Annotated in this window: 23 protein-coding genes; 15 read left to right on the top strand and 8 right to left on the bottom strand. The window is 72.2% G+C overall.

Features of this window, described 5'->3' with window-relative positions; all coding sequences use genetic code 11:
* The first annotated feature begins 21 nt into the window (after positions 1–21).
* Complete coding sequence (locus ACFQQJ_RS00175; RefSeq protein WP_377103038.1) at positions 22–1,749, top strand: VanW family protein; 1,728 nt, start codon at positions 22–24, stop codon at positions 1,747–1,749.
* Between the two features lie 26 nt (positions 1,750–1,775).
* On the opposite strand, the gene ACFQQJ_RS00170 is transcribed toward ACFQQJ_RS00175, so the two are convergent.
* A complete protein-coding gene (locus tag ACFQQJ_RS00170) occupies positions 1,776–2,303 on the bottom strand; it encodes a hypothetical protein (protein WP_377103037.1) in 528 nt (175 codons plus the stop codon).
* Positions 2,304–2,374: 71 nt separating this feature from the next.
* Between ACFQQJ_RS00170 and fdxA the strand changes: the two genes are divergently transcribed.
* Together fdxA and dapC are read left to right on the top strand one after the other, a co-directional pair.
* Positions 2,375–2,695, top strand: a complete 321-nt coding sequence (gene fdxA, locus ACFQQJ_RS00165; RefSeq protein ID WP_377103036.1) for a ferredoxin — start codon at positions 2,375–2,377, stop codon at positions 2,693–2,695.
* Positions 2,692–3,798 carry a succinyldiaminopimelate transaminase gene (dapC, locus tag ACFQQJ_RS00160; RefSeq protein ID WP_377103035.1) on the top strand — a complete coding sequence of 369 codons (1,107 nt, stop codon included), beginning with the start codon at positions 2,692–2,694 and terminating at the stop codon, positions 3,796–3,798. Before fdxA ends, dapC begins: the two co-directional genes overlap by 4 nt.
* Before the next feature lie 57 nt (positions 3,799–3,855).
* On the opposite strand, the gene ACFQQJ_RS00155 is transcribed toward dapC, so the two are convergent.
* Both ACFQQJ_RS00155 and dapD read right to left on the bottom strand, forming a co-directional pair.
* Entirely contained in the window at positions 3,856–4,716 is an 861-nt protein-coding gene (locus tag ACFQQJ_RS00155; protein WP_377103034.1) for a hypothetical protein, read from the bottom strand.
* A gap of 7 nt (positions 4,717–4,723) precedes the next feature.
* Entirely contained in the window at positions 4,724–5,647 is a 924-nt protein-coding gene (dapD, locus tag ACFQQJ_RS00150; RefSeq protein WP_377103033.1) for a 2,3,4,5-tetrahydropyridine-2,6-dicarboxylate N-succinyltransferase, read from the bottom strand.
* 56 nt (positions 5,648–5,703) lie between these two features.
* On the opposite strand from dapD, the gene dapE reads away from it, so the two are divergent.
* Positions 5,704–6,759: a succinyl-diaminopimelate desuccinylase gene (gene dapE, locus ACFQQJ_RS00145; RefSeq protein WP_377103032.1), complete on the top strand. Its 1,056-nt coding sequence runs from the start codon at positions 5,704–5,706 to the stop codon at positions 6,757–6,759.
* 24 nt (positions 6,760–6,783) lie between these two features.
* Here dapE and ACFQQJ_RS00140 read toward each other — a convergent pair whose 3' ends face one another.
* Both ACFQQJ_RS00140 and ACFQQJ_RS00135 read right to left on the bottom strand, forming a co-directional pair.
* Positions 6,784–7,110 (bottom strand): hypothetical protein, encoded by a 327-nt coding sequence (locus ACFQQJ_RS00140; RefSeq protein ID WP_377103031.1) that lies wholly within the window; start codon positions 7,108–7,110, stop codon positions 6,784–6,786.
* Between the two features lie 50 nt (positions 7,111–7,160).
* On the bottom strand, positions 7,161–7,517 hold the full coding sequence (locus tag ACFQQJ_RS00135; RefSeq protein ID WP_377103030.1) for a YchJ family protein: 357 nt from the start codon (positions 7,515–7,517) through the stop codon (positions 7,161–7,163).
* 77 nt (positions 7,518–7,594) lie between these two features.
* Here ACFQQJ_RS00135 and ACFQQJ_RS00130 point away from each other — a divergent pair, with 77 nt between their 5' ends.
* The 3 genes from ACFQQJ_RS00130 (at position 7,595) to ACFQQJ_RS00120 (ending at position 8,944) form a co-directional block, all read left to right on the top strand.
* Positions 7,595–8,353, top strand: a complete 759-nt coding sequence (locus ACFQQJ_RS00130; protein WP_377103029.1) for a TIGR00730 family Rossman fold protein — start codon at positions 7,595–7,597, stop codon at positions 8,351–8,353.
* 32 nt (positions 8,354–8,385) lie between these two features.
* Positions 8,386–8,643: a DivIVA domain-containing protein gene (locus ACFQQJ_RS00125; RefSeq protein WP_377103028.1), complete on the top strand. Its 258-nt coding sequence runs from the start codon at positions 8,386–8,388 to the stop codon at positions 8,641–8,643.
* Between the two features lie 130 nt (positions 8,644–8,773).
* Positions 8,774–8,944, top strand: a complete 171-nt coding sequence (locus ACFQQJ_RS00120; protein WP_300143940.1) for a DUF3117 domain-containing protein — start codon at positions 8,774–8,776, stop codon at positions 8,942–8,944.
* 59 nt (positions 8,945–9,003) lie between these two features.
* Here ACFQQJ_RS00120 and glgA read toward each other — a convergent pair whose 3' ends face one another.
* Positions 9,004–10,197 (bottom strand): glycogen synthase, encoded by a 1,194-nt coding sequence (gene glgA, locus ACFQQJ_RS00115; RefSeq protein ID WP_377103027.1) that lies wholly within the window; start codon positions 10,195–10,197, stop codon positions 9,004–9,006.
* Between the two features lie 138 nt (positions 10,198–10,335).
* On the opposite strand from glgA, the gene glgC reads away from it, so the two are divergent.
* Positions 10,336–11,562 carry a glucose-1-phosphate adenylyltransferase gene (gene glgC, locus ACFQQJ_RS00110; protein WP_377103026.1) on the top strand — a complete coding sequence of 409 codons (1,227 nt, stop codon included), beginning with the start codon at positions 10,336–10,338 and terminating at the stop codon, positions 11,560–11,562.
* Between the two features lie 96 nt (positions 11,563–11,658).
* On the opposite strand, the gene ACFQQJ_RS00105 is transcribed toward glgC, so the two are convergent.
* On the bottom strand, positions 11,659–12,279 hold the full coding sequence (locus ACFQQJ_RS00105) for a helix-turn-helix domain-containing protein (protein WP_377103025.1): 621 nt from the start codon (positions 12,277–12,279) through the stop codon (positions 11,659–11,661).
* Between the two features lie 72 nt (positions 12,280–12,351).
* Here ACFQQJ_RS00105 and ACFQQJ_RS00100 point away from each other — a divergent pair, with 72 nt between their 5' ends.
* On the top strand, positions 12,352–13,689 hold the full coding sequence (locus ACFQQJ_RS00100; RefSeq protein ID WP_377103024.1) for an MFS transporter: 1,338 nt from the start codon (positions 12,352–12,354) through the stop codon (positions 13,687–13,689).
* Here ACFQQJ_RS00100 and ACFQQJ_RS00095 read toward each other — a convergent pair.
* Positions 13,679–14,338 (bottom strand): O-methyltransferase, encoded by a 660-nt coding sequence (locus tag ACFQQJ_RS00095; RefSeq protein ID WP_377103023.1) that lies wholly within the window; start codon positions 14,336–14,338, stop codon positions 13,679–13,681. The two genes, ACFQQJ_RS00100 and ACFQQJ_RS00095, sit on opposite strands and share 11 nt — an antisense overlap.
* A gap of 125 nt (positions 14,339–14,463) precedes the next feature.
* Between ACFQQJ_RS00095 and ACFQQJ_RS00090 the strand changes: the two genes are divergently transcribed.
* The 6 genes from ACFQQJ_RS00090 (at position 14,464) to ACFQQJ_RS00065 (ending at position 19,046) form a co-directional block, all read left to right on the top strand.
* The gene (locus tag ACFQQJ_RS00090; protein WP_377103022.1) at positions 14,464–14,685 is read left to right on the top strand and encodes a biotin/lipoyl-binding carrier protein; all 222 of its coding nucleotides are present in this window, start codon (positions 14,464–14,466) and stop codon (positions 14,683–14,685) included.
* Positions 14,686–14,695: 10 nt separating this feature from the next.
* Positions 14,696–15,577, top strand: coding sequence for a 4-hydroxy-tetrahydrodipicolinate synthase (gene dapA / locus ACFQQJ_RS00085; RefSeq protein ID WP_377103021.1), 882 nt, complete (start codon positions 14,696–14,698; stop codon positions 15,575–15,577).
* Positions 15,578–15,598: 21 nt separating this feature from the next.
* Positions 15,599–16,018: a sec-independent translocase gene (locus tag ACFQQJ_RS00080; protein WP_377103020.1), complete on the top strand. Its 420-nt coding sequence runs from the start codon at positions 15,599–15,601 to the stop codon at positions 16,016–16,018.
* A gap of 46 nt (positions 16,019–16,064) precedes the next feature.
* Positions 16,065–17,330, top strand: coding sequence for a magnesium transporter MgtE N-terminal domain-containing protein (locus tag ACFQQJ_RS00075; RefSeq protein WP_377103019.1), 1,266 nt, complete (start codon positions 16,065–16,067; stop codon positions 17,328–17,330).
* Complete coding sequence (locus ACFQQJ_RS00070) at positions 17,323–17,823, top strand: DUF1003 domain-containing protein (protein WP_377103018.1); 501 nt, start codon at positions 17,323–17,325, stop codon at positions 17,821–17,823. The genes ACFQQJ_RS00075 and ACFQQJ_RS00070 overlap by 8 nt, the downstream gene beginning before the upstream one ends.
* A 68-nt stretch (positions 17,824–17,891) precedes the next feature.
* Complete coding sequence (locus ACFQQJ_RS00065; RefSeq protein WP_377103017.1) at positions 17,892–19,046, top strand: Mrp/NBP35 family ATP-binding protein; 1,155 nt, start codon at positions 17,892–17,894, stop codon at positions 19,044–19,046.
* Positions 19,047–19,143: the final 97 nt, after the last annotated feature.

The following is a 19,143-nucleotide window of genomic DNA, read 5'->3' as shown; positions in this document are numbered from 1 at the left end:
TCACCCGAGAGGATCCTTCCCGTGGCCAACACCCGCACGCTGTCGACCACAGCCAAGATCGGCATCGGCGTCGGCGCAGGACTCGTCGTGCTCCTCGGCGGCGGCTACCTCGCCGGGCACTTCCTGGCCGGCGAGAACGTGCCGCGCAACGCCTCGGTGGCCGGCGTCCCGATCGGCGGGCTGACCCCGGAGACCGCGGAGCACACCCTGCGCGCCGCGCTGGGGGAGCGCAGCGAGAAGCCGCTGGTGCTCACCGCCGGGGACGAGAAGCTCACCGTCGCGCCCGGCGAGGCGGGCCTGGCCGTCGACTACGCCGCCTCGGTGGCACAGGCCGGGGGCGGCCGCAGCTGGAACCCCGCCGCGATCCTCACCGTGCTGTTCGGCGGCTCGGAGCACCCGGCGGTGCTGGCCGTCGACACCGCGAGGCTGGACGCCACGATCGGCGGCCTGGCCGACAAGGTCGACGTCCCCGCGGTCGACGCGACGGTCGGCTACACCGGCCTGAAGCCCGTCCGGACGACGGAGGGCGCCGACGGCCGCGTCGTCGACCGTGCGGCGACGGCGGAGGCGGTCAGGGCGGCCTACCTCACGACGTCCACGGTGGACGCGCCGCTGGTCACCGCCGCGCCGGTGGTCACCACCGCGGAGGCCGACGCCGCGCTCGCCGGGCCCGCCGCCACCGCCGTCGCTGCGCCGGTGGACGTCGCGGTCGGTGACGCCGGCACCCTGGTCGTGCGTCCGGAGCACCTGGCCGCGTCCCTCACCTTCGGTCCGGTGGACGGCGGCCTCGGTCCGGTGTTCGACGTGAAGAAGCTGGAGGCCCAGGTGAAGCCGGGTCTGGCGAAGCTCGGCCTGAAGCAGCCGCGGGACGCCACGATCACGATGGGGAAGACCAAGCCGCGGATCGTGCCGTCCGCCGACGGCCTCGGCGTCGACCCCGCGGAGCTCGCCGCCGCCCTCGTGCCGACGCTCGCCCAGCCGTCCGGACGCACCGCGTCGGTCGGGGTGAGCGCGCGGCCGGCGTCGTTCACCACGGCGGACGCCGAGAAGCTGGGGGTCAAGAAGGTGATCGGGAAGTTCACCACCTACTTCCCCGGTACCGCCTACCGGTACAACAACATCGGCAAGGCAGCGAAGCTGATCAACGGCACCTTCCTCAAGCCGGGCGAGGTGTTCAGCATGAACAAGACCCTCGGCAAGCGCACCAAGAAGGCGGGCTGGATGGCCGGCGGCGCCATCGACGGCGGCAGGATCGTCGAGCGGCAGGGCGGGGGCATCTCGCAGGCCACCACGACGACGTTCAACGCGATCTACTTCGCCGGCCTCGAGGACATCTACCACAAGCCGCACTCGCTCTACTTCAACCGCTACCCCGTCGGCCGGGAGGCCACTCTGGACTGGGTGAGCGTGGACATGAAGTTCCGCAACGACTCGCCCTACGGCGTGGTCCTCCAGGCCTGGATCACCGGGCGGCCCGGCACGACCGGCTCGGTCACCGTCCGGGTGTGGTCGACGAAGCGGTACACGATCAAGGCGTCCAAGCCGGTGCTGTCGAACTACCGCGCCCCGGGGAAGACCGTCTACGACGACTCGGACGGCTGCATCCCGCAGAGCGCGATGACCGGCTTCGACGTCCACCACTACCGGCTGTTCTACAAGGGCGACAAGCTGGTGAAGAAGGAGCGCTTCAACTGGCGCTACAACTCCCTGACCCCCGTCGTCTGCGGAAAGAAGCCCTCGGACGCCTGAGCGTCCGGGGCCGGACGGTCGGCCGGTCAGGGCAGTTCGGTGAAGCCCAGGCGCAGCAACTCCGCGATCGCGGCCGGGTCGTCGGTGCGCACCTGGATGCTGCGGGCGTCCTGCCGGGTGGCCCACCGGGCGAGCGCGATCAGGTCGTGGCAGTCTCCCGTGGTCACCCACTCCCCGGCGAGCACGGCCGGGCAGGGAGGCGACTCGCCCCAGGCGTCCGGGACGGTGGGGGAGCGCGGGTCGAGGAGTTCGCTCACCCGGGCGACGAAGGCCGGCCCGGCCACCCCGGCCGCGTCGGCGAGCCGGTCGAGTTCCTCCCGGGGGGCACGCCTCGGGTCCCGTCCCCGGGCCACCCCGACGGTCCGCAGCGCCCGGACGTCCGCCCAGGCCACCTCGTGGACCGTGCCGCGGCGGTCCCGCAGCCGGAGCCCGTCGGCGTCGGCCGCGAGAACGAACCCGACCAGGTCACCCGGCTCGCCGTCGGGCCGGACGCGGCGCAGGCTGACCCGTTCGCCCGGGTGGGGCGGTCGCTGGTCGGGATGCGGGCGAGCCACGTCGTATCAACTCCAGGTGCCGGTTGTAGAGTGCTCTCAGTTTGCCAAGTACCTGATGAGGAGCCGGTCCCATGACCTACGTGATCACCCTCCCGTGTGTGGATGTCAAGGATCTCGCATGCGTCGAGGAGTGTCCGGTCGACTGCATCTACGAGGGCAACCGGATGCTCTACATCCATCCTGACGAGTGCGTCGACTGCGGGGCCTGCGAACCGGTCTGCCCGACCGAGGCCATCTTCTACGAGGACGACGTGCCCGCCGACCAGGCCGAGTACTACGACATCAACGTCCACTTCTTCGACGAGATCGGGTCCCCCGGCGGCGCGGCCAAGCTGGGCCCGATCGACGCCGACCACCCGACCGTCGCCGCGCTCCCGCCCCAGGGCGAGTGACGCCCGGGCTGGCCGGCCAGCTGCCCGACTTCCCCTGGGACTCCCTGGACGCTGCGAGGGCGAGGGCGGGCGCCCACCCCGACGGCATCGTCGACCTCTCGGTCGGGACACCCGTCGACCCCACCCCTGAGGTCGGACGGCTCGCGCTGGCGGCGGCCGCGGACGCGCCGGGCTATCCGACGACCTGGGGGACACCACGCCTGCGGGCAGCGATCCGCGGCTACCTCGAGCGGCGGTGGGGTGCCGTCGGGCTCGCCGACGACGGCGTGCTGCCGGTGGTCGGCACCAAGGAACTCGTCGCGCTGCTGCCGACGCTGCTGGGCGTGGGCCCGGGCGCGACCGTGGTCATCCCGTCCACCGCCTACCCCACCTACGACGTGGGCGGACGGATCGCCGGGGCCACCGTGGTGGCGACCGACGACCCGTCCGACCTCGCGTCGCTGCGTCCCGGGCTGGTGTGGATCAACTCGCCGGCCAACCCTCACGGGGCGATCCTGTCGCCGGACGCGCTGCGCGCCTGGGTGGACGCCGCACGCGCCGCCGGAGCCGTCCTCGCCTCCGACGAGTGCTACGGAGAGTTCGGCTGGGACGTCGAGCCGATGTCCGTGCTGCACCCCGAGGTCAACGGGGGCTCCCTCGAGGGGCTGCTGGCGGTGCACTCGTTGTCCAAGCGGTCGAACGCGGCCGGCTACCGGGCGGGTTTCGTCGCCGGTGACCCGGAGGTCGTGCGTCCGTTGCTGGAGGTGCGCAAGCACGCCGGGCTGATGGTGCCCATGCCGGTGCAGGCGGCCATGGTTGCCCTGCTGGACGACCAGGTCCACGTCGAGGAGCAGCGGGCGCGGTACCGCCGTCGCCGGGCGATGCTGCGCCCCGCGCTCGTCGCGGCCGGGTACCGGGTCGAGCACTCCGAGGGCTCGCTGTACCTGTGGTGCACGCGGGACGAGGACTGCCGCGCGAGCGTCGACCACCTGGCCGGGCTCGGCATCCTCGTCGCTCCCGGAGACTTCTACGGCGAGGCCGGACGCCGGCACGTGCGGGTCGCGCTCACCGCGACCGACGAGCGGGTGGAGGCGGCCGCACGCCGCCTGCTGGCCCAGGCCTGACCGCCTCCAGACGCCCCGGGGTGGCGATCGCGCGTCCCTGCTGCAGCCAGACTCGGGTCAGCGGGGTGCTGGCTCGGAGAAGACCAGCGTGACCTTCACCGCGGTGCTCGGGCCCGTCCCCTGCCACTGCGCCGGCCCGGCGGGGGAATGTGTCCATGCGTACGGGCCGACCTGGACGGAGGCGAGCCCGTAGGAGGCGGTGTTCGCGACCGCCAGGTGCGCGACGGCCCACGCCGCGGTCGGGTTGTCGGTCGTCACGGTGAGGGTCGACCCGTTCACGCGGGTGGTGACGGCGCCGGCGCCGAGGGTCTTCTTCAGGAAGGACGCCATCGCCTGCGGGTCGCCCTCGCCGGGTGACGCCACGACGCAGCTGAACGACGCCGGGGTCTCTCCCGTCAACGAACTGGCCAGCGCGCGGGCGTTCGGCACGTGGCGCCGGTAGGCCTCCGGGTAGGCGCTGCGCTGCACGGCCTGGGCCACGTCGTTGATGTCGCGGGTCTTCCAGTTCTTCACCCGCACCAGCGCCTGGTAGAACGACCGGGACGCGTACCAGGGGTCGGTCACCTGCTCGACCGTCCCCCAGCCCTTCGACGGCCGCTGCTGGAACAGCCCCAGGGAGTCCGCGTGCCCGTAGTCGAGGTTGCGGATGCCCGACTCCTGGTAGGCCGTGGCCAGGGCGATGGACGCCGCCCGGGGCGCGAGGTCGCGCCGGATCGACACCCCGGCGATGATCGCGGCGTTGCGGGCCTGCTCCGGCGTGATCGTCGTGGTGTGCCCGCCGGCCGTGGCGGTGCACCGGTCCTCGATCGGCAGGGGCACCTTGTTGTAGGTCGACCACAGCACCACGCCCCCGACGACGAGCGCCAGGGCGACGGCGATGCCCAGAACCGCCCAGAGTGCACCCCTGGCCCGCTTCATCGGCGCCTCAGTTGTCGTGCAGCGCGGCGTTCAGCTCCACGCCGGTGCCGCGCCGGTCGCGGGCCTCGACCGCGCCGGTGAGCGAGTTGCGAAGGAACAGCAGGCCGCTGCGGCCACTGAGCTGGACGGCCTTCACCACGGCGCCCCCGGCCAGCGTCACCTTCGTGCCGGCCGTCACGTACAGCCCCGCCTCGACCACGCAGTCATCCCCGAGCGAGATGCCCAGGCCGGACTCCGCGCCCAGGAGGCAACGCTCGCCGATGGTGATCTGCTCCTGCCCGCCGCCCGACAGCGTGCCCATGATGGACGCGCCGCCGCCGATGTCGGTGCCGTCGCCGACCACGACGCCCGCCGAGATCCGCCCCTCGACCATGGACGTCCCGAGCGTGCCGGCGTTGAAGTTCACGAAGCCCTCGTGCATCACGGTCGTCCCGGGCGCGAGGTGGGCGCCGAGGCGCACCCGGTCGGCGTCGGCGATCCGGACGCCCCCGGGGACGACGTAGTCGGTCATGCGGGGGAACTTGTCCACCCCGTAGACGGTCACCCGGTCACGGGCGGACAGCAGGGCGAGGCGGACGTCCTCGAAGCCCTCGGCCAGGCACGGGCCGAAGTTCGTCCAGACCACGTTCGGCAGCACGCCGAAGATGCCGGTCAGGTCGAGCGTGCGCGGGGCGCAGCGCCGTGAGCTCAGCAGGTGCAGGCGCAGATAGGCGTCCGGGACGTCGGCGGGCGGGCTGTCGAGGTCGATCTCGACCAGGACCGGCTCGGTGCGCACCTGCCGCTCGTCGTCGCGGCGCGCGGCGGCGACCAGGGTGGCCGGGGCGTCACCACCGGGCGCCTCGCCGAGGGCGGGAGCGGGGAACCAGGTGTCGAGGACCTGGCCGGAGGCGTGGATCGTGGCCAGGCCCCAGCCGTGCGCGGGTCGGGTCATGCCGGCCAGCCTACCGGGCGCCTCCGACGCGCCGGCGGGCCCTAAGATGGCCGTCCATGAGCCTGGACCTGACCGGCGACCTGGTGGCCCTCTTTCGCGACATCGTGGACGTGGAGTCGGTCAGCGGCAACGAGAAGGAGCTCGCCGACCTCGTGGAGGCCGCGCTGCGCGGGCTGCCGCACCTCGACGTCGTCCGCGACGGCGACACGGTGATCGCGCGCACCACGCTCGGACGGGCCGAGCGGGTCGTCGTCGCCGGGCACCTCGACACCGTCCCGGTCGCGGGCAACCTGCCGTCCCGGGTCGAGGACGGCGTGGTCTACGGCCGCGGCACGTGCGACATGAAGGGCGGGATCGCGGTCGCCCTCGCCTGCGCCGCCGCGCTGACCGAACCCCGGCGCGACGTCACCTGGGTCTTCTACGACCACGAGGAGGTCGCGGCGGAGTTCAACGCCCTGGCCCGGATCGCGCGGGAGCACCCGGAGTGGCTGGCCGGCGACTTCGCCGTCCTGATGGAGCCCACGTCCGCGGGTGTCGAGGGCGGCTGCCAGGGCACGCTGCGCTTCAGCCTCACCACCACCGGCGTCGCCGCGCACTCGGCCAGGTCCTGGCTGGGCCACAACGCCATCCACGACGCCGCCGACGTGCTGGGCCGGCTCCAGCGCTACCGGCCCCGCGAGGTGGAGGTGGACGGGCTCACCTACCGGGAGGGCCTCAACGCCGTGGCCATCAGCGGCGGCATCGCCGGCAACGTGGTGCCCGACGCCTGCACGATCACGGTGAACTTCCGGTTCGCGCCCGACCGCGACGAGGCGGACGCGCTCGCGCACTGCCGGCAGGTCTTCGACGGCTACGAGCTGGCCGTGGTCGACGTGGCCGCCGGCGCCCGGCCCGGGCTGGACCGTCCGATCGCGCAGGAGTTCCTGGCCGCGGTGGGCGGCGAGCCCCGCGCCAAGTACGGGTGGACCGACGTCGCGCGCTTCAGCGCGCTGGGCGTTCCGGCGGTCAACTTCGGGCCGGCCGACCCCGGCAAGGCCCACGCCGACGACGAGTGCTGCCCGGTCGACGACCTGTTCACCTGCAGGGACGCGCTGCTGCGCTGGCTCGGCTGATCCCTGCCCGGTGGCCGCGGACGGTCAGGACCGGCGCCGGCTCCACGCGTAGACCGTGTTGACCAGCACGATCCCGACCCACGCCACGATCAGCCCGGCCACCCCGGCAGTGCCGGCCGCGATGGCGGTCAGCGGGATGCCGAGGGCTGTGGAGACGATCGCCAGCACGAACACGGTCCGGTCCGGCCGCGCCTGCGGCGCCGGCAGCGCGGTGTGCGGAGCCGGGACCGGCGGCTGTGCCGCGGGCAGGGGCGCCAGGCCGTGTCCCTGGAGCGGGGGAGCCGGGGCGGGGGCGGGCGGCTGTGCCCAGAGCTCGGCGTTGGTCGGCTCCCGGAAGTCGGAGCTACTCATACCGCAGATGGTAGCTGCGCCGGACCCCGTGCGGCGGAGGGGACGACCGCTCAGGACGCGGTGCCGTCGACGTAGAACCAGCGGCCGGCACGCTGCGCGAACCGGGACACCTCGCGCTGGAAGCCGCGCCCGGTCGGACCGCGGTAGCGCGCGATGAACTCGACCGTGTCGCCGTCGGTGGCCACCACCTGGAGGGACAGCCAGGTGAGCTCCGGGTCGAGCGCCAGCCGCGCGGGCCGCGTCCGGGGGTGCCAGGTGCGCAGCAGGTGGTCGGCGTCCCCGACGGCGAAGGCGGTGTAGCGGGAGCGCATCAGCTCTTCGGGGCTGCCGGCGACGCGCTCCCCGCTGAGCAGCGGGCCGCAGCAGGCGTCGAGGGCGGATCCGGATCCGCACGGGCAGTCGGGCACGCCCCGACCCTAGTCGCCCGGGCCGGGTGCGGCGCCGTCCCCGACGGAGGGCCCGCGCCGGGCATAGATTGGCCGCTGTGAGCAAACAGGCGCGCACCCAGGGGCCGGTGATCCGGCGTCACGACCAGGTCCTGCCCACCACCACCGACCAGCGACTGCTGTCCAGCAAGGGCGACGGCGAGTGGGTGCACTCCGACCCGTGGCGCGTGCTGAGGATCCAGGCGGAGTTCGTGGAGGGCTTCGGGACGCTGGCCGAGCTCGGCCCCGGCATCGGGGTGTTCGGCTCGGCGCGGACGCCACGCCGCGACCCGATGTACGCCGCGGCCGTGGAGATCGGCCGAGGGCTGGCCCAGGCGGGCTACGCGACGATCACCGGCGGCGGGCCGGGGATCATGGAGGCGGCCAACAAGGGTGCGCTGGAGGCCGGCGGGGTGTCGGTCGGGCTCGGCATCGAGCTGCCGTTCGAGCAGGCGCTGAACAAGTACGTCTCGCTCGGCATCAACTTCCGCTACTTCTTCGCCCGCAAGGTGATGTTCCTGAAGTACTCGCAGGGCTTCGTCGTGATGCCGGGCGGCTTCGGCACCTTCGACGAGGTGTTCGAGGCCCTCACCCTCGTCCAGACCCGGAAGGTGACCTCGTTCCCGATCGTCCTGTTCGGCCGCGCCTTCTGGACGCCCCTGCTGGACTGGCTCGAGGACGGTGTGCTGGCCGGTGAGTACATCGCCTCCGCCGACCTCTCCCTGCTCCAGCTCACCGACGACCCCCAGGAGGCCGTCGCGCTGGCCACCGGCCCGGGTCCCCAGCCGCGTCCCTCGGCCGCCCGCCAGATGTCCTGACCGCGGTCGCGGCACTGGGTAGAGTTCCGGCCATGGAATGGGTGCTGTGGATGATCGCCGTCGCGATCCTCGGCCTGGCCGCGGTCGCGTCGACCGGCCGGCTGGGCGAGTTCCCGGCCACGGTCACCGACACCCCGCGTCCGCACGTCCCCGAGGGCGAGCTGAGCGGCGACGACCTGCGCGGGCTGCGGTTCGGCGTCGTCACCCGGGGGTACTCGATGCAGCAGGTGGACGAGCTGCTGGACCGCCTCGCCCGCCAGCTCGACGCCAGGGACCACCAGGACGCCTGACCGGCGCGCCACTCCCTACTCCTGTTCAGGGCCACCCCGGGGGCGCGCCCGCCACGTGGCCCCGCCCGTCTGCGCGGGATGGAATAATGGGAGAGTTGGATCCACAACCAGCCAGAAATTGAGGTATGCGATGGCAGCGATGAAACCGCGGACCGGTGACGGGCCGATCGAGGTGGCCAAGGAGGGTCGCGTGATCGCCATGCGGATCCCTGCCGAGGGTGGAGGACGCCTGGTCATCGAGATGAACGCCACCGAGGCCGCAGAGCTGAAGGCCGCCCTGGAGGGCGTCGTCGTCGCCTGAGAAGACAACGCAGTACGAGGGCCCCGGGAAGATCCCCGGGGCCCTCGTTCCGTTCCGCGTCAGTGCGACTGGTGGTAGGCGATGGCCTTCTCGTACACCGCGACGGTCTCCTGGGCGATCTTCTCCCACGAGAACTCGTCGATGCAGCGGCGGCGGCCGGCCTTGCCGAAGCGCTCCGCCAGCGCCGGGTCACGGGTGATCCGGTTCACCTGCTCGGCGAAGCCGGCCTCGAACGCCGACACGAAGGCCGGGTCGCCGGCCTGCTTCGGGTCGTAGGGAACCAGGATGCCGGTCTCCCCGTCCACGACGACCTCGGGGATGCCACCGACGGCCGAGGCGACGACGGCGGTCTCGCAGGCCATCGCCTCGAGGTTCACGATGCCGAGCGGCTCGTAGACCGACGGGCAGGCGAACACGGTGGCGTGCGTGAGCACCTGGCGGACGGAGGCCCGCGGCAGCATCTCCTGCACCCACTTCACGTTGCCGCGCACCTTGCTGAGCTCGGCGAACGCCGTGTCGAACTCGGCCGCGATCTCCGGGGTGTCCGGCGCGCCGGCCAGCAGCAGCAGCTGCGTGTCCGGGTCGAACTGCTGGGCCGCGCGCACCAGGTGCACCAGGCCCTTCTGGCGCGTGATCCGGCCGACGAACACCACCAGCGGACGGTCGCGGTCGACGCCGAGCGCGTCGACGACGTCCGTGTCGAAGTCGGGCTTGAACTCCTCGGGGTCGATCCCGTTCTTCACCACGTACACGCGCTCGGGGTCGAGGTCGGAGTACGACTCGAGCACGTCCGCGCGCATGCCGGCGCTCACCGAGATCACCGCTGCGGCGTCGACGAACGAGGTCTTCTCCGCCCACGACGACACGCGGTAGCCGCCGCCGAGCTGCTCGGCCTTCCACGGGCGGTGGGGTTCGAGGGAGTGGGACGTGACGACGTGCGGCACGTCACGGAACTTCGAGCCGATCAGGCCGGCGAAGTTCGCGTACCAGGTGTGGGAGTGGATGACATCCACGTCGCCGATCGCGTTCGCCATGGAGATGTCCGCCCCCAGCACCCGGAGGGCGGCGTTGGCCCCCGGCGGGAAGTCCTCGGCGTGGGCGGTGGCGCCGTCACGCGGCTCGCCCATGCACTGGACCTCGACGGACTCGGTGAACTTGCGCAGTTGGGGCACCAGCTGGCCGACGTGGACGCCGGCTCCGCCGTAGATGTGGGGAGGGTACTCCCGGGTGAGGATCGAGACTCGAAGCGCCATAGCGCGATCGTGTCACACAACCCCCCGCGGCGTCGCCGGTTGGGCGGGTTCCGCCCGCTCGCAAGCCCGGGTCCAGATCCCGCTCGGCAATTCTCGGGTTTCCTTGTGGGCCGCGACGCGACGCCTTAGGTTCTGAGCATGACTAGCGGACCGAATGTGTTGTCGATCGTCCTCGCCGGCGGCGAGGGCAAGCGACTCATGCCGTTGACGGCGGACCGGGCCAAGCCCGCGGTTCCCTTCGGAGGCACCTACCGGCTCATCGACTTCGTGCTGTCGAACCTGGTGAACTCCGACCTGACCAAGATCTGCGTGCTCACGCAGTACAAGTCCCACTCCCTCGACCGGCACATCTCCGTCACCTGGCGCATGTCGGTCCTTCTCGGCAGCTACGTGACGTCCGTTCCCGCACAGCAGCGCACGGGCAAGCAGTGGTACCAGGGCAGCGCCGACGCGATCTACCAGTCGATGAACCTGATCAACGACGAGGATCCCGACTACGTGGTCGTCTTCGGCGCCGACAACATCTACCGGATGAACGTCGAGGACATGGTGAACGCCCACATCGAGTCCGGGATGGACGCCACCATCGCCGGCATCCGGGTGCCCAGGAGGGAGGCGAGCGCGTTCGGCATCATCGACGCTGCTCCGGACGGCCGGATCAACGCCTTCCTCGAGAAGCCCGCCGACCCGCCCGGCCTGCCCGACAGCCCCGACGAGTCGTTCGCGTCCATGGGCAACTACGTGTTCAGCAGGAAGGCCTTCGTCGAGGCGCTCAACGACGACGCCGCCAGCGCCGACTCCCGGCACGACATGGGGGGCAACATCATCCCCGGCTTCGTCTCCCAGGGAGCGGCGCAGGTGTACGACTTCACCAAGAACAACGTCCCCGGCTCCACGGAGAAGGACCGCAACTACTGGCGGGACGTGGGCACCATCGAGGCCTACCACGCCGCGCACATGGACCTGGTCTCTGTCGAGCCCGACTTCAACCTGTACAACCGCAAGTGGCCGATCTGGACGTCGCAGGCGCAGCTGCCGGGCGCCAAGTTCACCCTGCGGGGCACGGCGGAGGACTCCATCGTGGGCTCGGGCTGCATCATCTCCGGCGGCGACGTGGACCGCTCGGTGCTCTCGCCCAACGTGATGGTCGACAAGTGGGCCAAGATCGAGGAGTCGGTGATCTTCTCCGGCTGCCGCATCGGCCGCAACGCTGTCGTCCGGCGCGCGATCCTCGACAAGAACGTCGTGGTTCCCGACGGCGTCGAGATCGGCGTGAACCCCGAGCACGACAAGGCCCGAGGCTTCCACGTCGAGGACGGCATCACCGTGGTCGCCAAGTCTGCGGAGGTTCCCGGCAACTGGTGAGCCCTGCCGTCCGCCCGGACGACGCACGAGAACGGGGACGGTTCCTGACTCCCGCCGGCCGGTGGGAACGGGGACCGTCCCCGCTCGGCGTCGGGGTCAGTCGGTGCCGGCGAGCGGGAAGACGTCGACGTGGACGCGGAAGCGGCGGGCGCCGTCGGGCAGGTCGCGGCCGCGGACCGCGGCGGCGTGACGCTCCAGCACCTCGTTCAGCTCGGTGGTCATCGTCTCGGCCTCCGCGGGGGTGAGGGCGAGCGTGGAGGAACTCAGCAGGCCGTCGTCGGCCTGGTCGGGGTCGTAGGCGTTGAACCAGGCCGTCAGGGCGGCCGCCCGCTCGGCGATCACCTGCTGGACCACCGCCCGCACCGCCCCCGAGGTGGCCGGGTCGCGCAGCAGGGCGGGCTCGGTCATGGCGAAGCCCACGGCCCGCCACCAGCGCTCGCGTCCGCCGGTGTGCGCCGGGTCGTCCTCGACGAAGCCGTGCCGCTCGAGCTGGCGGAGGTGGTAGCTGGTCTGGCCGCTGCTCTCCTCCAGGGCCCGGGCCAGCTGGCTGGCCGTCGCAGAGCCGCGTCGCTGGAGCTCGGCGTAAAGGGCCATCCGCAGCGGGTGTGCGAACGCCTTCAGCGCGGTGGGGTTCACCGACTCCTGGCCGACCGCGGCGAAGCGTCCGCGGGGGCCCTCCTGCGGGCCGGTCGCGGTCGGGGGCTTGCCGTCCGTCATATGCAGAGATACCTTTGCATAGATTCCTTTGCAGAGGTTTCTCTGCACACTCATCCTAGGAGGTGCCCGCCCGTGTCCGCCACCGTGAGACCCCGCCGCAGGGCCGTCGCGGCGAAGGCGCCCCTGGGCCGTCCGTTCGCCACCCAGCTCGCCTCGACCGGCCTGGCCAACCTCGGGGACGGCGTGCTCGTCACCCTGGCGCCCCTGGTGGCGCTCTCGCTGACGACGTCGCCGGCCCAGGTGTCGCTGCTGTCGGCGGCGGCCTGGCTGCCCTGGCTGCTCCTCGGCGTCGCCGCCGGGGTGGTCGTCGACCGCGTCGACCGCCGGCGGGCGCAGGTGGTCGCGCTGGGCGCCCGGGCTCTCGTGCTGGCGGCGGGGGCCGCGCTCGGGTTTTCCGGGGCGCTCACCATGCCACTGCTGGTGGGCGTGGTGCTGGTCTACGGCGTGACGGAGGTGTTCGCCGACCTCGGCGCCACCTCGATCGTCCCCGACCTCGTGCCCGCCGACCGGCTTCCCGCGGCCAACGGGCGGGTGCTGGGCGTCCAGCAGGTCGCGAACGCCTTCCTCGGCGCGCCCCTGGCCGGCGCCCTGGTCGTCCTGGGTGCCGGGATCGGCTTCGGTGCGTCCGCGGGCCTGGCCGCGCTCGCCGCCACCGTGCTGGCCGTCGGCCTTCGGGGCGACTTCCGCAGGGTGGTGCCCGACGGACGGCGTCCGCACGCCCTCCGCGAGGTGCGCGAGGGCCTCGCGTTCCTCGTGCGCCACCGGGTGCTGCGTCCGCTGGTGATCGCCTCCAGCGTGCTGAACATGGCCAGCACGGCCTACTTCGCGGTGTTCGTGCTGTGGGCCGTCGGCCCCGGCTCCGCGATGGGGCTGACGCCCGCCCAGTACCCGCTGGTGATGCTGGGCTTCGCTCTCGGGGCGGTCGCCGGGTCCCTCCTGGCCGAGCGCGTCCGCGACCGGCTGGGGGAGGTGCCCACCCTGATGTCCATGCTCACCGCCAGCGTGGTGCTGATGCTGGTGCCGCTCGCCTGGCCGGACGCGTGGGCCGTGGCCGTGGCCGTGACCGCCGTCGGTGTCACCAACACGATCGGCAACGTCGTGTCGATGTCGTTGCGACAGCGGCTGGTGCCCGGGCCGCTGCTCGGACGGGTGGGTGGTGCGAGCCGCACCCTCTCCTACGGACTGATGCCGGTGGGCGCCGTGCTCGGCGGCCTGGTGGCAGAGGTGGCGGGCCTGCCGGCGACGTTCCTGTCCGCCGTGGCGGTGTCGCTGCTGGCCTGCGGGACGCTCGCGCTGCGTGTCCGGACCGCCGACGTTCGCGCCGCTGAGGACGCGCCCCCGGCCGCGCACCGTGCGTCGGGTGGTGAGGCTGCCGTCCCGCTCGCCGCGTGCGACGGCGTCAGGCCCTGACGGCCACCAGCAGGCCGTCGCCGAGCGGCAGCAGCGCCGGGGTGAAGGCCTCGTCGCCCAGGACGACCTCGAGGGCCTCGCGGATGATCAGGGGCTCGTCCTCGTCGTTGCGCTCGTCGGCGACGAGGCCCCGCCACAGCGCATGGTGCACCGCGAGCAGGCCGCCGGAGCGCAGCAGGCGCTGGGCCTGCGCGACGTACTCGACGTACTCCAGCGGGTCGCCGTCGATGAAGACGATGTCGTAGGCGCCGTCGGTCAGTTTGGGCAGCACGCTGAGGGCCTGCCCGGCGATGAGCCGCACGCGGCGGCTGGGGATGCCCACCGCGGTGAGCACCTCGCGGGCGGCGAGCTGGTGCTCGGCCTCGGCGTCGATGCTGGTCAGCACGCCGTCGGGCACCATCCCGGCGAGCAGCGCGAGGGCGGCGACGCCGGTCCCCGTGCCGATCTCGGCCACGGCCCGGGCGCCGACGACCTTCGCCAGCAGGGTGAGCGCGGAGCCCACGCCGGCGCTGATCGCCTCGAGGCCCAGTTCCTCGGCGCGCCGGCGGGCGAGCGCCGAGCCCTCCGGTTCGTCGGCGAAGGCTTCCGCGTACGCGAGGGAGGCCGACGGCGAGGCGGCGCGGGCGGCGCCCTTGGGTGCTGGGTTCACGGAGGCCAGCCTACGACGCCCCTTCTCGCCGCGTCAGCAACTCCGGCACGCCGGGACGTCGTGGCGGGGCCGCCACCACCCGGGCAGCGCGCCGCCGGGCGGGTGTGCCCCTACCATTGCGTCCCATGAGTCATGTCGTCGTGGCCGAGCTGGTCGCCAACGTCCTTTCCGTCGAGGTCGCGCCGGGCCAGCGGGTCCAGGCGTCCGACCCCGTGGTGGTGCTGGAGTCGATGAAGATGGAGATCCCGGTGCTGGCCGATGTGGCGGGGACGGTGAGCGAGGTCGTCGTCCAGGTCGGGGACGTGGTTCGGGACGGCGACCCGATGGTCGTGATCGCGACCGCTTAGGCTTGCCCCCATGACAGCGCTGCCCTTCGGCCGGGTCCTGACGGCCATGGTGACCCCGTTCGGCGTGGACGGCTCGGTGAACCTCCCCGAGGCCCGCCGGCTGGCCGCGCACCTGGTGGACGTCCAGGGCAACGACGCGCTGGTCGTCAACGGCACGACGGGGGAGTCCCCGACCACGACGGACGCGGAGAAGCTCGCGCTGCTCGAGGCGGTGGTGGACGAGGTGGGCGACCGGGCGAAGGTCCTCGCCGGCGTCGGCACCTTCAACACCGCGCACACCATCGAGCTGGCCGCCCAGGCCGAGCAGGCCGGGGTCGACGGGTTGCTCGTCGTCACCCCGTACTACAGCCGCCCGCCGCAGGACGCCCTCGCCGACCACTTCCTCACCGTGGCCGATGCGACGTCGCTGCCGATCATGATCTACGACATCCCGCACCGCTCCGGCGTCCCCGTCGAGACGGCCACCCTGGTCCAGGTCGCGGCCCACCCGAACATCGTCGCGGTCAAGGACGCCAAGGGCCTGCCGGTGGCCTCGTCCCAGGTGATCGCCGCCACCGGCCTGGCCTACTACTCCGGTGACGACGCCATGACCCTGCCGTTGCTCGCGGTGGGAGGTGTCGGCGTCGTCGGCACCTCCACCCATTTCACGGGACGGCGCACCAGGGAGATGATCGACGCCTTCGTCGGCGGCGACCCGGCCCGCGCCACCGCGCTCAACGCGGTACTGCTGCCGGTCTTCCTCGGGGTGTTCGCCACCCAGGGCTGCATGCTGGTGAAGGCCGGCCTGGCCGCCCGGGGCTTCGCGCCCGGACCGGTGCGCAAGCCCCTCCTCGACGCCACCGCCGAGCAGGCCGCCACGTTCGTGGCCGTCCTTGATGCCGCGGGGTTGTGAGTCCGGAGGAACCGTCACGTCATGATCGACCTGAACTGGTCGGAGATCCTCGTCCTGGCGATCTTCGCGGTGATCCTCTTCGGACCGGAGAAGCTGCCGGAGCTCGCCCGCAAGGCTGCGCGCGTCCTCAACTACCTGCGCAACATCGCCAACGATGCCCAGGGGCGGCTGCGGGAGGAGCTCGGCCCTGAGTTCGCCGACCTCGAGCTGACCGACCTGAACCCCCGGGCCCTGGTGAGCAAGCACCTCGTCGCGCCGGTCCAGGAGGGCCTCGAGCCGCTGAAGGCCGACCTGGAACCGCTGCGGGCTGAGCTGGAGCCGCTGAAGGCGGAGCTGGAGCCCGCGCGGAACGCCCTCGCCGGCGCCCCGGTGTCGTCGGTGGCCCCGGTGCCGCTGCCCGTCCCTGTTGCCGCGGTGGCGTTCGATCCGGAGGCAACGTAGCGGTTCGGGGTGGGGTGGGTCACGCGGACGCGGTACCCTGCCGGACGTGACCTCGGCTTCGTCGATCTTCGTCTCGAGGATCAAGGGACTGCCCATGCTCGACCCCAATGGCGAGCAGGTGGGCAAGGTGCGCGACGTCGTCATCCAGAACCGCTCGGGCAAGCGGCCGCCGAGGGTGAAGGGGCTTGTCGTCGAGCTGTTCGCGCTGCGACGGATCTTCTTCCCGATGGAACGCGTCCATTCGATCGACGCCAACCAGGTGATCATCTCCGGCCTGGTCAACACCGTCCGCTTCTCCCAGCGCGAGCGCGAGATGCTGGTGGTCAACGACCTGTTCGACCGCACCGTCAGCCGGGTCGGCGCGAGCCAGCCGGAGACCATCTTCGACGTCGCCATCAAGCGCAGCCGGTCGCGCGACTGGGTGCTGGCAGAGGTGGCCCTGCGCGAGGCCGGACGACGGCCGTTCCAGCGCGGCCACGTGACGATCGTGGACTGGTCGGAGGTGCCGGACTTCATCGAGCAGCCCGCCCCGAGGGACGCGGAGCAGCAGGCGATGCGCCTGTCCGAGCTGAAGGCGGCGGACGTGGCCCGCGAGCTGCACGACATGGACCCGGTGCTGCGCAACGCTGTGGTGCGGGCCATGGACGACGACCGGCTCGCCGAGGCGCTGGAGGAACTGCCCGAGGACGAGCAGGTGGACGTGATCGCCTCGCTCGACACCGAGCGCGCCGCCGACGTGCTGGAGGAGATGGACCCCGACGACGCGGCCGACCTGATCGCGGAGCTGGACTCCGAGCTGGCAGAGACGATCCTCGAGCAGATGGAGCCCGAGGAGGCCCGCGACGTCCGCACGCTGCTCAGCTACGACGCCGCCACCGCCGGCGGCCTGATGAACCCCGAGCCGGTGATCCTGAACGCCGACGCCACGGTGGCCGACGCCCTCGCTGCCGTGCGACGCCAGGAGATCACCCCGGCGATGGCGGCGCTGGCGTTCATCTGCCGTCCGCCGATGGACACACCGACCGGTCGCTACCTCGGTGCGGTGCACATCCAGCGCCTGCTGCGCGAGCCGCCGTCGGTGCTCGCCGCGGGCCTCATCGACTCCGACATCACCCCGCTCACCCCGCAGAGCAACATCGCGCAGGTGAGCCGCTACTTCGCCACCTACGACCTCGTCTGCGCCCCCGTGGTGGACGCGGAGCGGCGCCTGCTGGGCGCGGTCACGGTGGACGACGTGCTCGACCACATCCTCCCCAACGACTGGCGAGGGGTGCAGCTGGACCGACTCGACGCGGAGGTGAGCGATGGCTAAGCAGGAACGTCTGGACACGCCGGGCCGCCGTCGCAACGAGTGGCTCCCGCGGATGCGGATGGAGGACGACGCGTTCGGCAGCTTCGCGGAGTCCTTCGCCCGCTGGATGGGGACGGCGAACTTCCTCCTCTGGATGTCGATCCTGATCATCATCTGGGTGGTGATGAACGTCGTGCTGCCCAAGGACGTCGCGCCCGATCCCTTCCCGTTCCTGTTCCTCACCCTCGCGCTCTCGCTCCAGGCCTCCTACGCGGCGCCGCTGATCCTGCTCGCGCAGAACCGCCAGGAGGCCCGCGACCGGGTGAGCCTCGAGCACGACCGCGAGGTGGCGGCCCAGTCGCGCGCCGACATGGACTTCCTGGCCCGCGAGATCGCGTCCCTGCGCATGCGGATGAACGATGTCGCCACCCGCGACTTCATCCGCTCCGAGCTGCGCGACCTGCTCGACGAACTCGGCCGCGAACCCGAGGAGCCGAAGACCCGGGCGAGCTGACCGGCATACCCCGTCCGGCATCGCGCCCGGTTTGGGGTGGGGCTGCGGCGCGGATTAGTGTTGCGGCCATGTCTGAGTTGGCCACCGCCGTCCGCACCGCACTGTCCGGGGTCATCGACCCCGAGATCCGCCGTCCGATCACCGACCTCGGCATGGTCGAGTCCGTGTCCGTCGACGACGCGGGGGTGGCGTCGGTGACCGTGCTGCTGACCATCGCCGGCTGCCCGCTGTCGAACACGATCGAGTCCGACGTCACCGCGGCCGTCTCCGCGGTGGAGGGCGTCACCGGCGTGAACGTGGCCCTCGGCACGATGAGCGACGAGCAGCGCGCGGAGCTGAAGAAGCAGCTGCGGGGCGGGCGTGAGGAGCGCGAGATCCCGTTCTCCCGGCCCGACTCGCTCACCCAGGTGCTCCTGGTCGCGTCCGGCAAGGGTGGTGTGGGCAAGAGCTCGGTGACGGTCAACCTCGCGATGGCGCTCGCCGCGCGGGGCAAGAGCGTCGGCATCCTGGACGCCGACATCTACGGGCACTCGGTCCCGCAGATGCTCGGGCTGATGGAGGCCATGCCCACCAGCGTGGACGGCATGATCATGCCGGTTCCCACCATGGGCATGCGGGTGATCTCGATCGGCATGCTCAAGGAGAGCCGCGACCAGGTGATCGCCTGGCGCGGGCCGATCCTGGACCGCGCGCTGCAGCAGTTCCTCGCCGACGTCTACTGGGGCGACCTCGACTACCTCGTCGTCGACCTGCCGCCGGGCACCGGCGACGTCGCCCTCTCGCTGGGCCAGAAGCTGCCCAACGCCGAGGTGATCGTGGTGACCACCCCGCAGCAGGCCTCCGCGGAGGTGGCCGAGCGCGCCGGGACGATGGCCTCGATGCTCGACCAGAAGGTGATCGGGGTCGTCGAGAACATGGCCTACCTCGAGGTCGCCTGCCCCCACTGTGGCGAGTCGCACCGGGTGGACGTCTTCGGCACCGGTGGTGGCGCGGAGGTGGCCGGCACCCTGAGCACCCGGCTCGGCTACGAGGTGCCGTTGCTGGCCGAGGTGCCGATGGACCCGGCCCTTGCCTCCGGTGGGGACCTCGGCGTGCCGCTGGTCGCCACCGCCCCGGAGCGTCCGGCAGCGGCGGCGATCATGGCGCTCGCCGGGCGCCTGGCAGCCAGGAAGCGAAACCTCGCCGGCCTCAAGCTCGGGCTCACCCCGGTCTCGCAGGGCTGACCCGACCGCCCACCGGCGGTGGGTGGCACACGTGCGCACCGCTGAGCCCCGCCCCACAGCCTGCGCACAGCGCACGTCTGGCGGAGCCGTCCGCGGG

This window comes from Propionicimonas sp. T2.31MG-18 (assembly GCF_964266745.1).
Classification (GTDB): domain Bacteria; phylum Actinomycetota; class Actinomycetes; order Propionibacteriales; family Propionibacteriaceae; genus Propionicimonas.
This window is presented reverse-complemented; position numbering and strand designations above follow the sequence as displayed.

Coding starts and splice junctions, on each gene's coding strand:
- fdxA (WP_377103036.1), top strand. CDS start 2,375: ATGACCTACGTGATCACCCTCCCGTGTGTGGATGTCAAGGATCTCGCA.
- ACFQQJ_RS00155 (WP_377103034.1), bottom strand. CDS start 4,716: ATGAAGCGGGCCAGGGGTGCACTCTGGGCGGTTCTGGGCATCGCCGTC.
- dapD (WP_377103033.1), bottom strand. CDS start 5,647: ATGACCCGACCCGCGCACGGCTGGGGCCTGGCCACGATCCACGCCTCC.
- dapE (WP_377103032.1), top strand. CDS start 5,704: ATGAGCCTGGACCTGACCGGCGACCTGGTGGCCCTCTTTCGCGACATC.
- ACFQQJ_RS00140 (WP_377103031.1), bottom strand. CDS start 7,110: ATGAGTAGCTCCGACTTCCGGGAGCCGACCAACGCCGAGCTCTGGGCA.
- ACFQQJ_RS00125 (WP_377103028.1), top strand. CDS start 8,386: ATGGAATGGGTGCTGTGGATGATCGCCGTCGCGATCCTCGGCCTGGCC.
- ACFQQJ_RS00120 (WP_300143940.1), top strand. CDS start 8,774: ATGGCAGCGATGAAACCGCGGACCGGTGACGGGCCGATCGAGGTGGCC.
- glgA (WP_377103027.1), bottom strand. CDS start 10,197: ATGGCGCTTCGAGTCTCGATCCTCACCCGGGAGTACCCTCCCCACATC.
- glgC (WP_377103026.1), top strand. CDS start 10,336: ATGACTAGCGGACCGAATGTGTTGTCGATCGTCCTCGCCGGCGGCGAG.
- ACFQQJ_RS00105 (WP_377103025.1), bottom strand. CDS start 12,279: ATGACGGACGGCAAGCCCCCGACCGCGACCGGCCCGCAGGAGGGCCCC.
- ACFQQJ_RS00090 (WP_377103022.1), top strand. CDS start 14,464: ATGAGTCATGTCGTCGTGGCCGAGCTGGTCGCCAACGTCCTTTCCGTC.
- dapA (WP_377103021.1), top strand. CDS start 14,696: ATGACAGCGCTGCCCTTCGGCCGGGTCCTGACGGCCATGGTGACCCCG.
- ACFQQJ_RS00080 (WP_377103020.1), top strand. CDS start 15,599: ATGATCGACCTGAACTGGTCGGAGATCCTCGTCCTGGCGATCTTCGCG.
- ACFQQJ_RS00070 (WP_377103018.1), top strand. CDS start 17,323: ATGGCTAAGCAGGAACGTCTGGACACGCCGGGCCGCCGTCGCAACGAG.
- ACFQQJ_RS00065 (WP_377103017.1), top strand. CDS start 17,892: ATGTCTGAGTTGGCCACCGCCGTCCGCACCGCACTGTCCGGGGTCATC.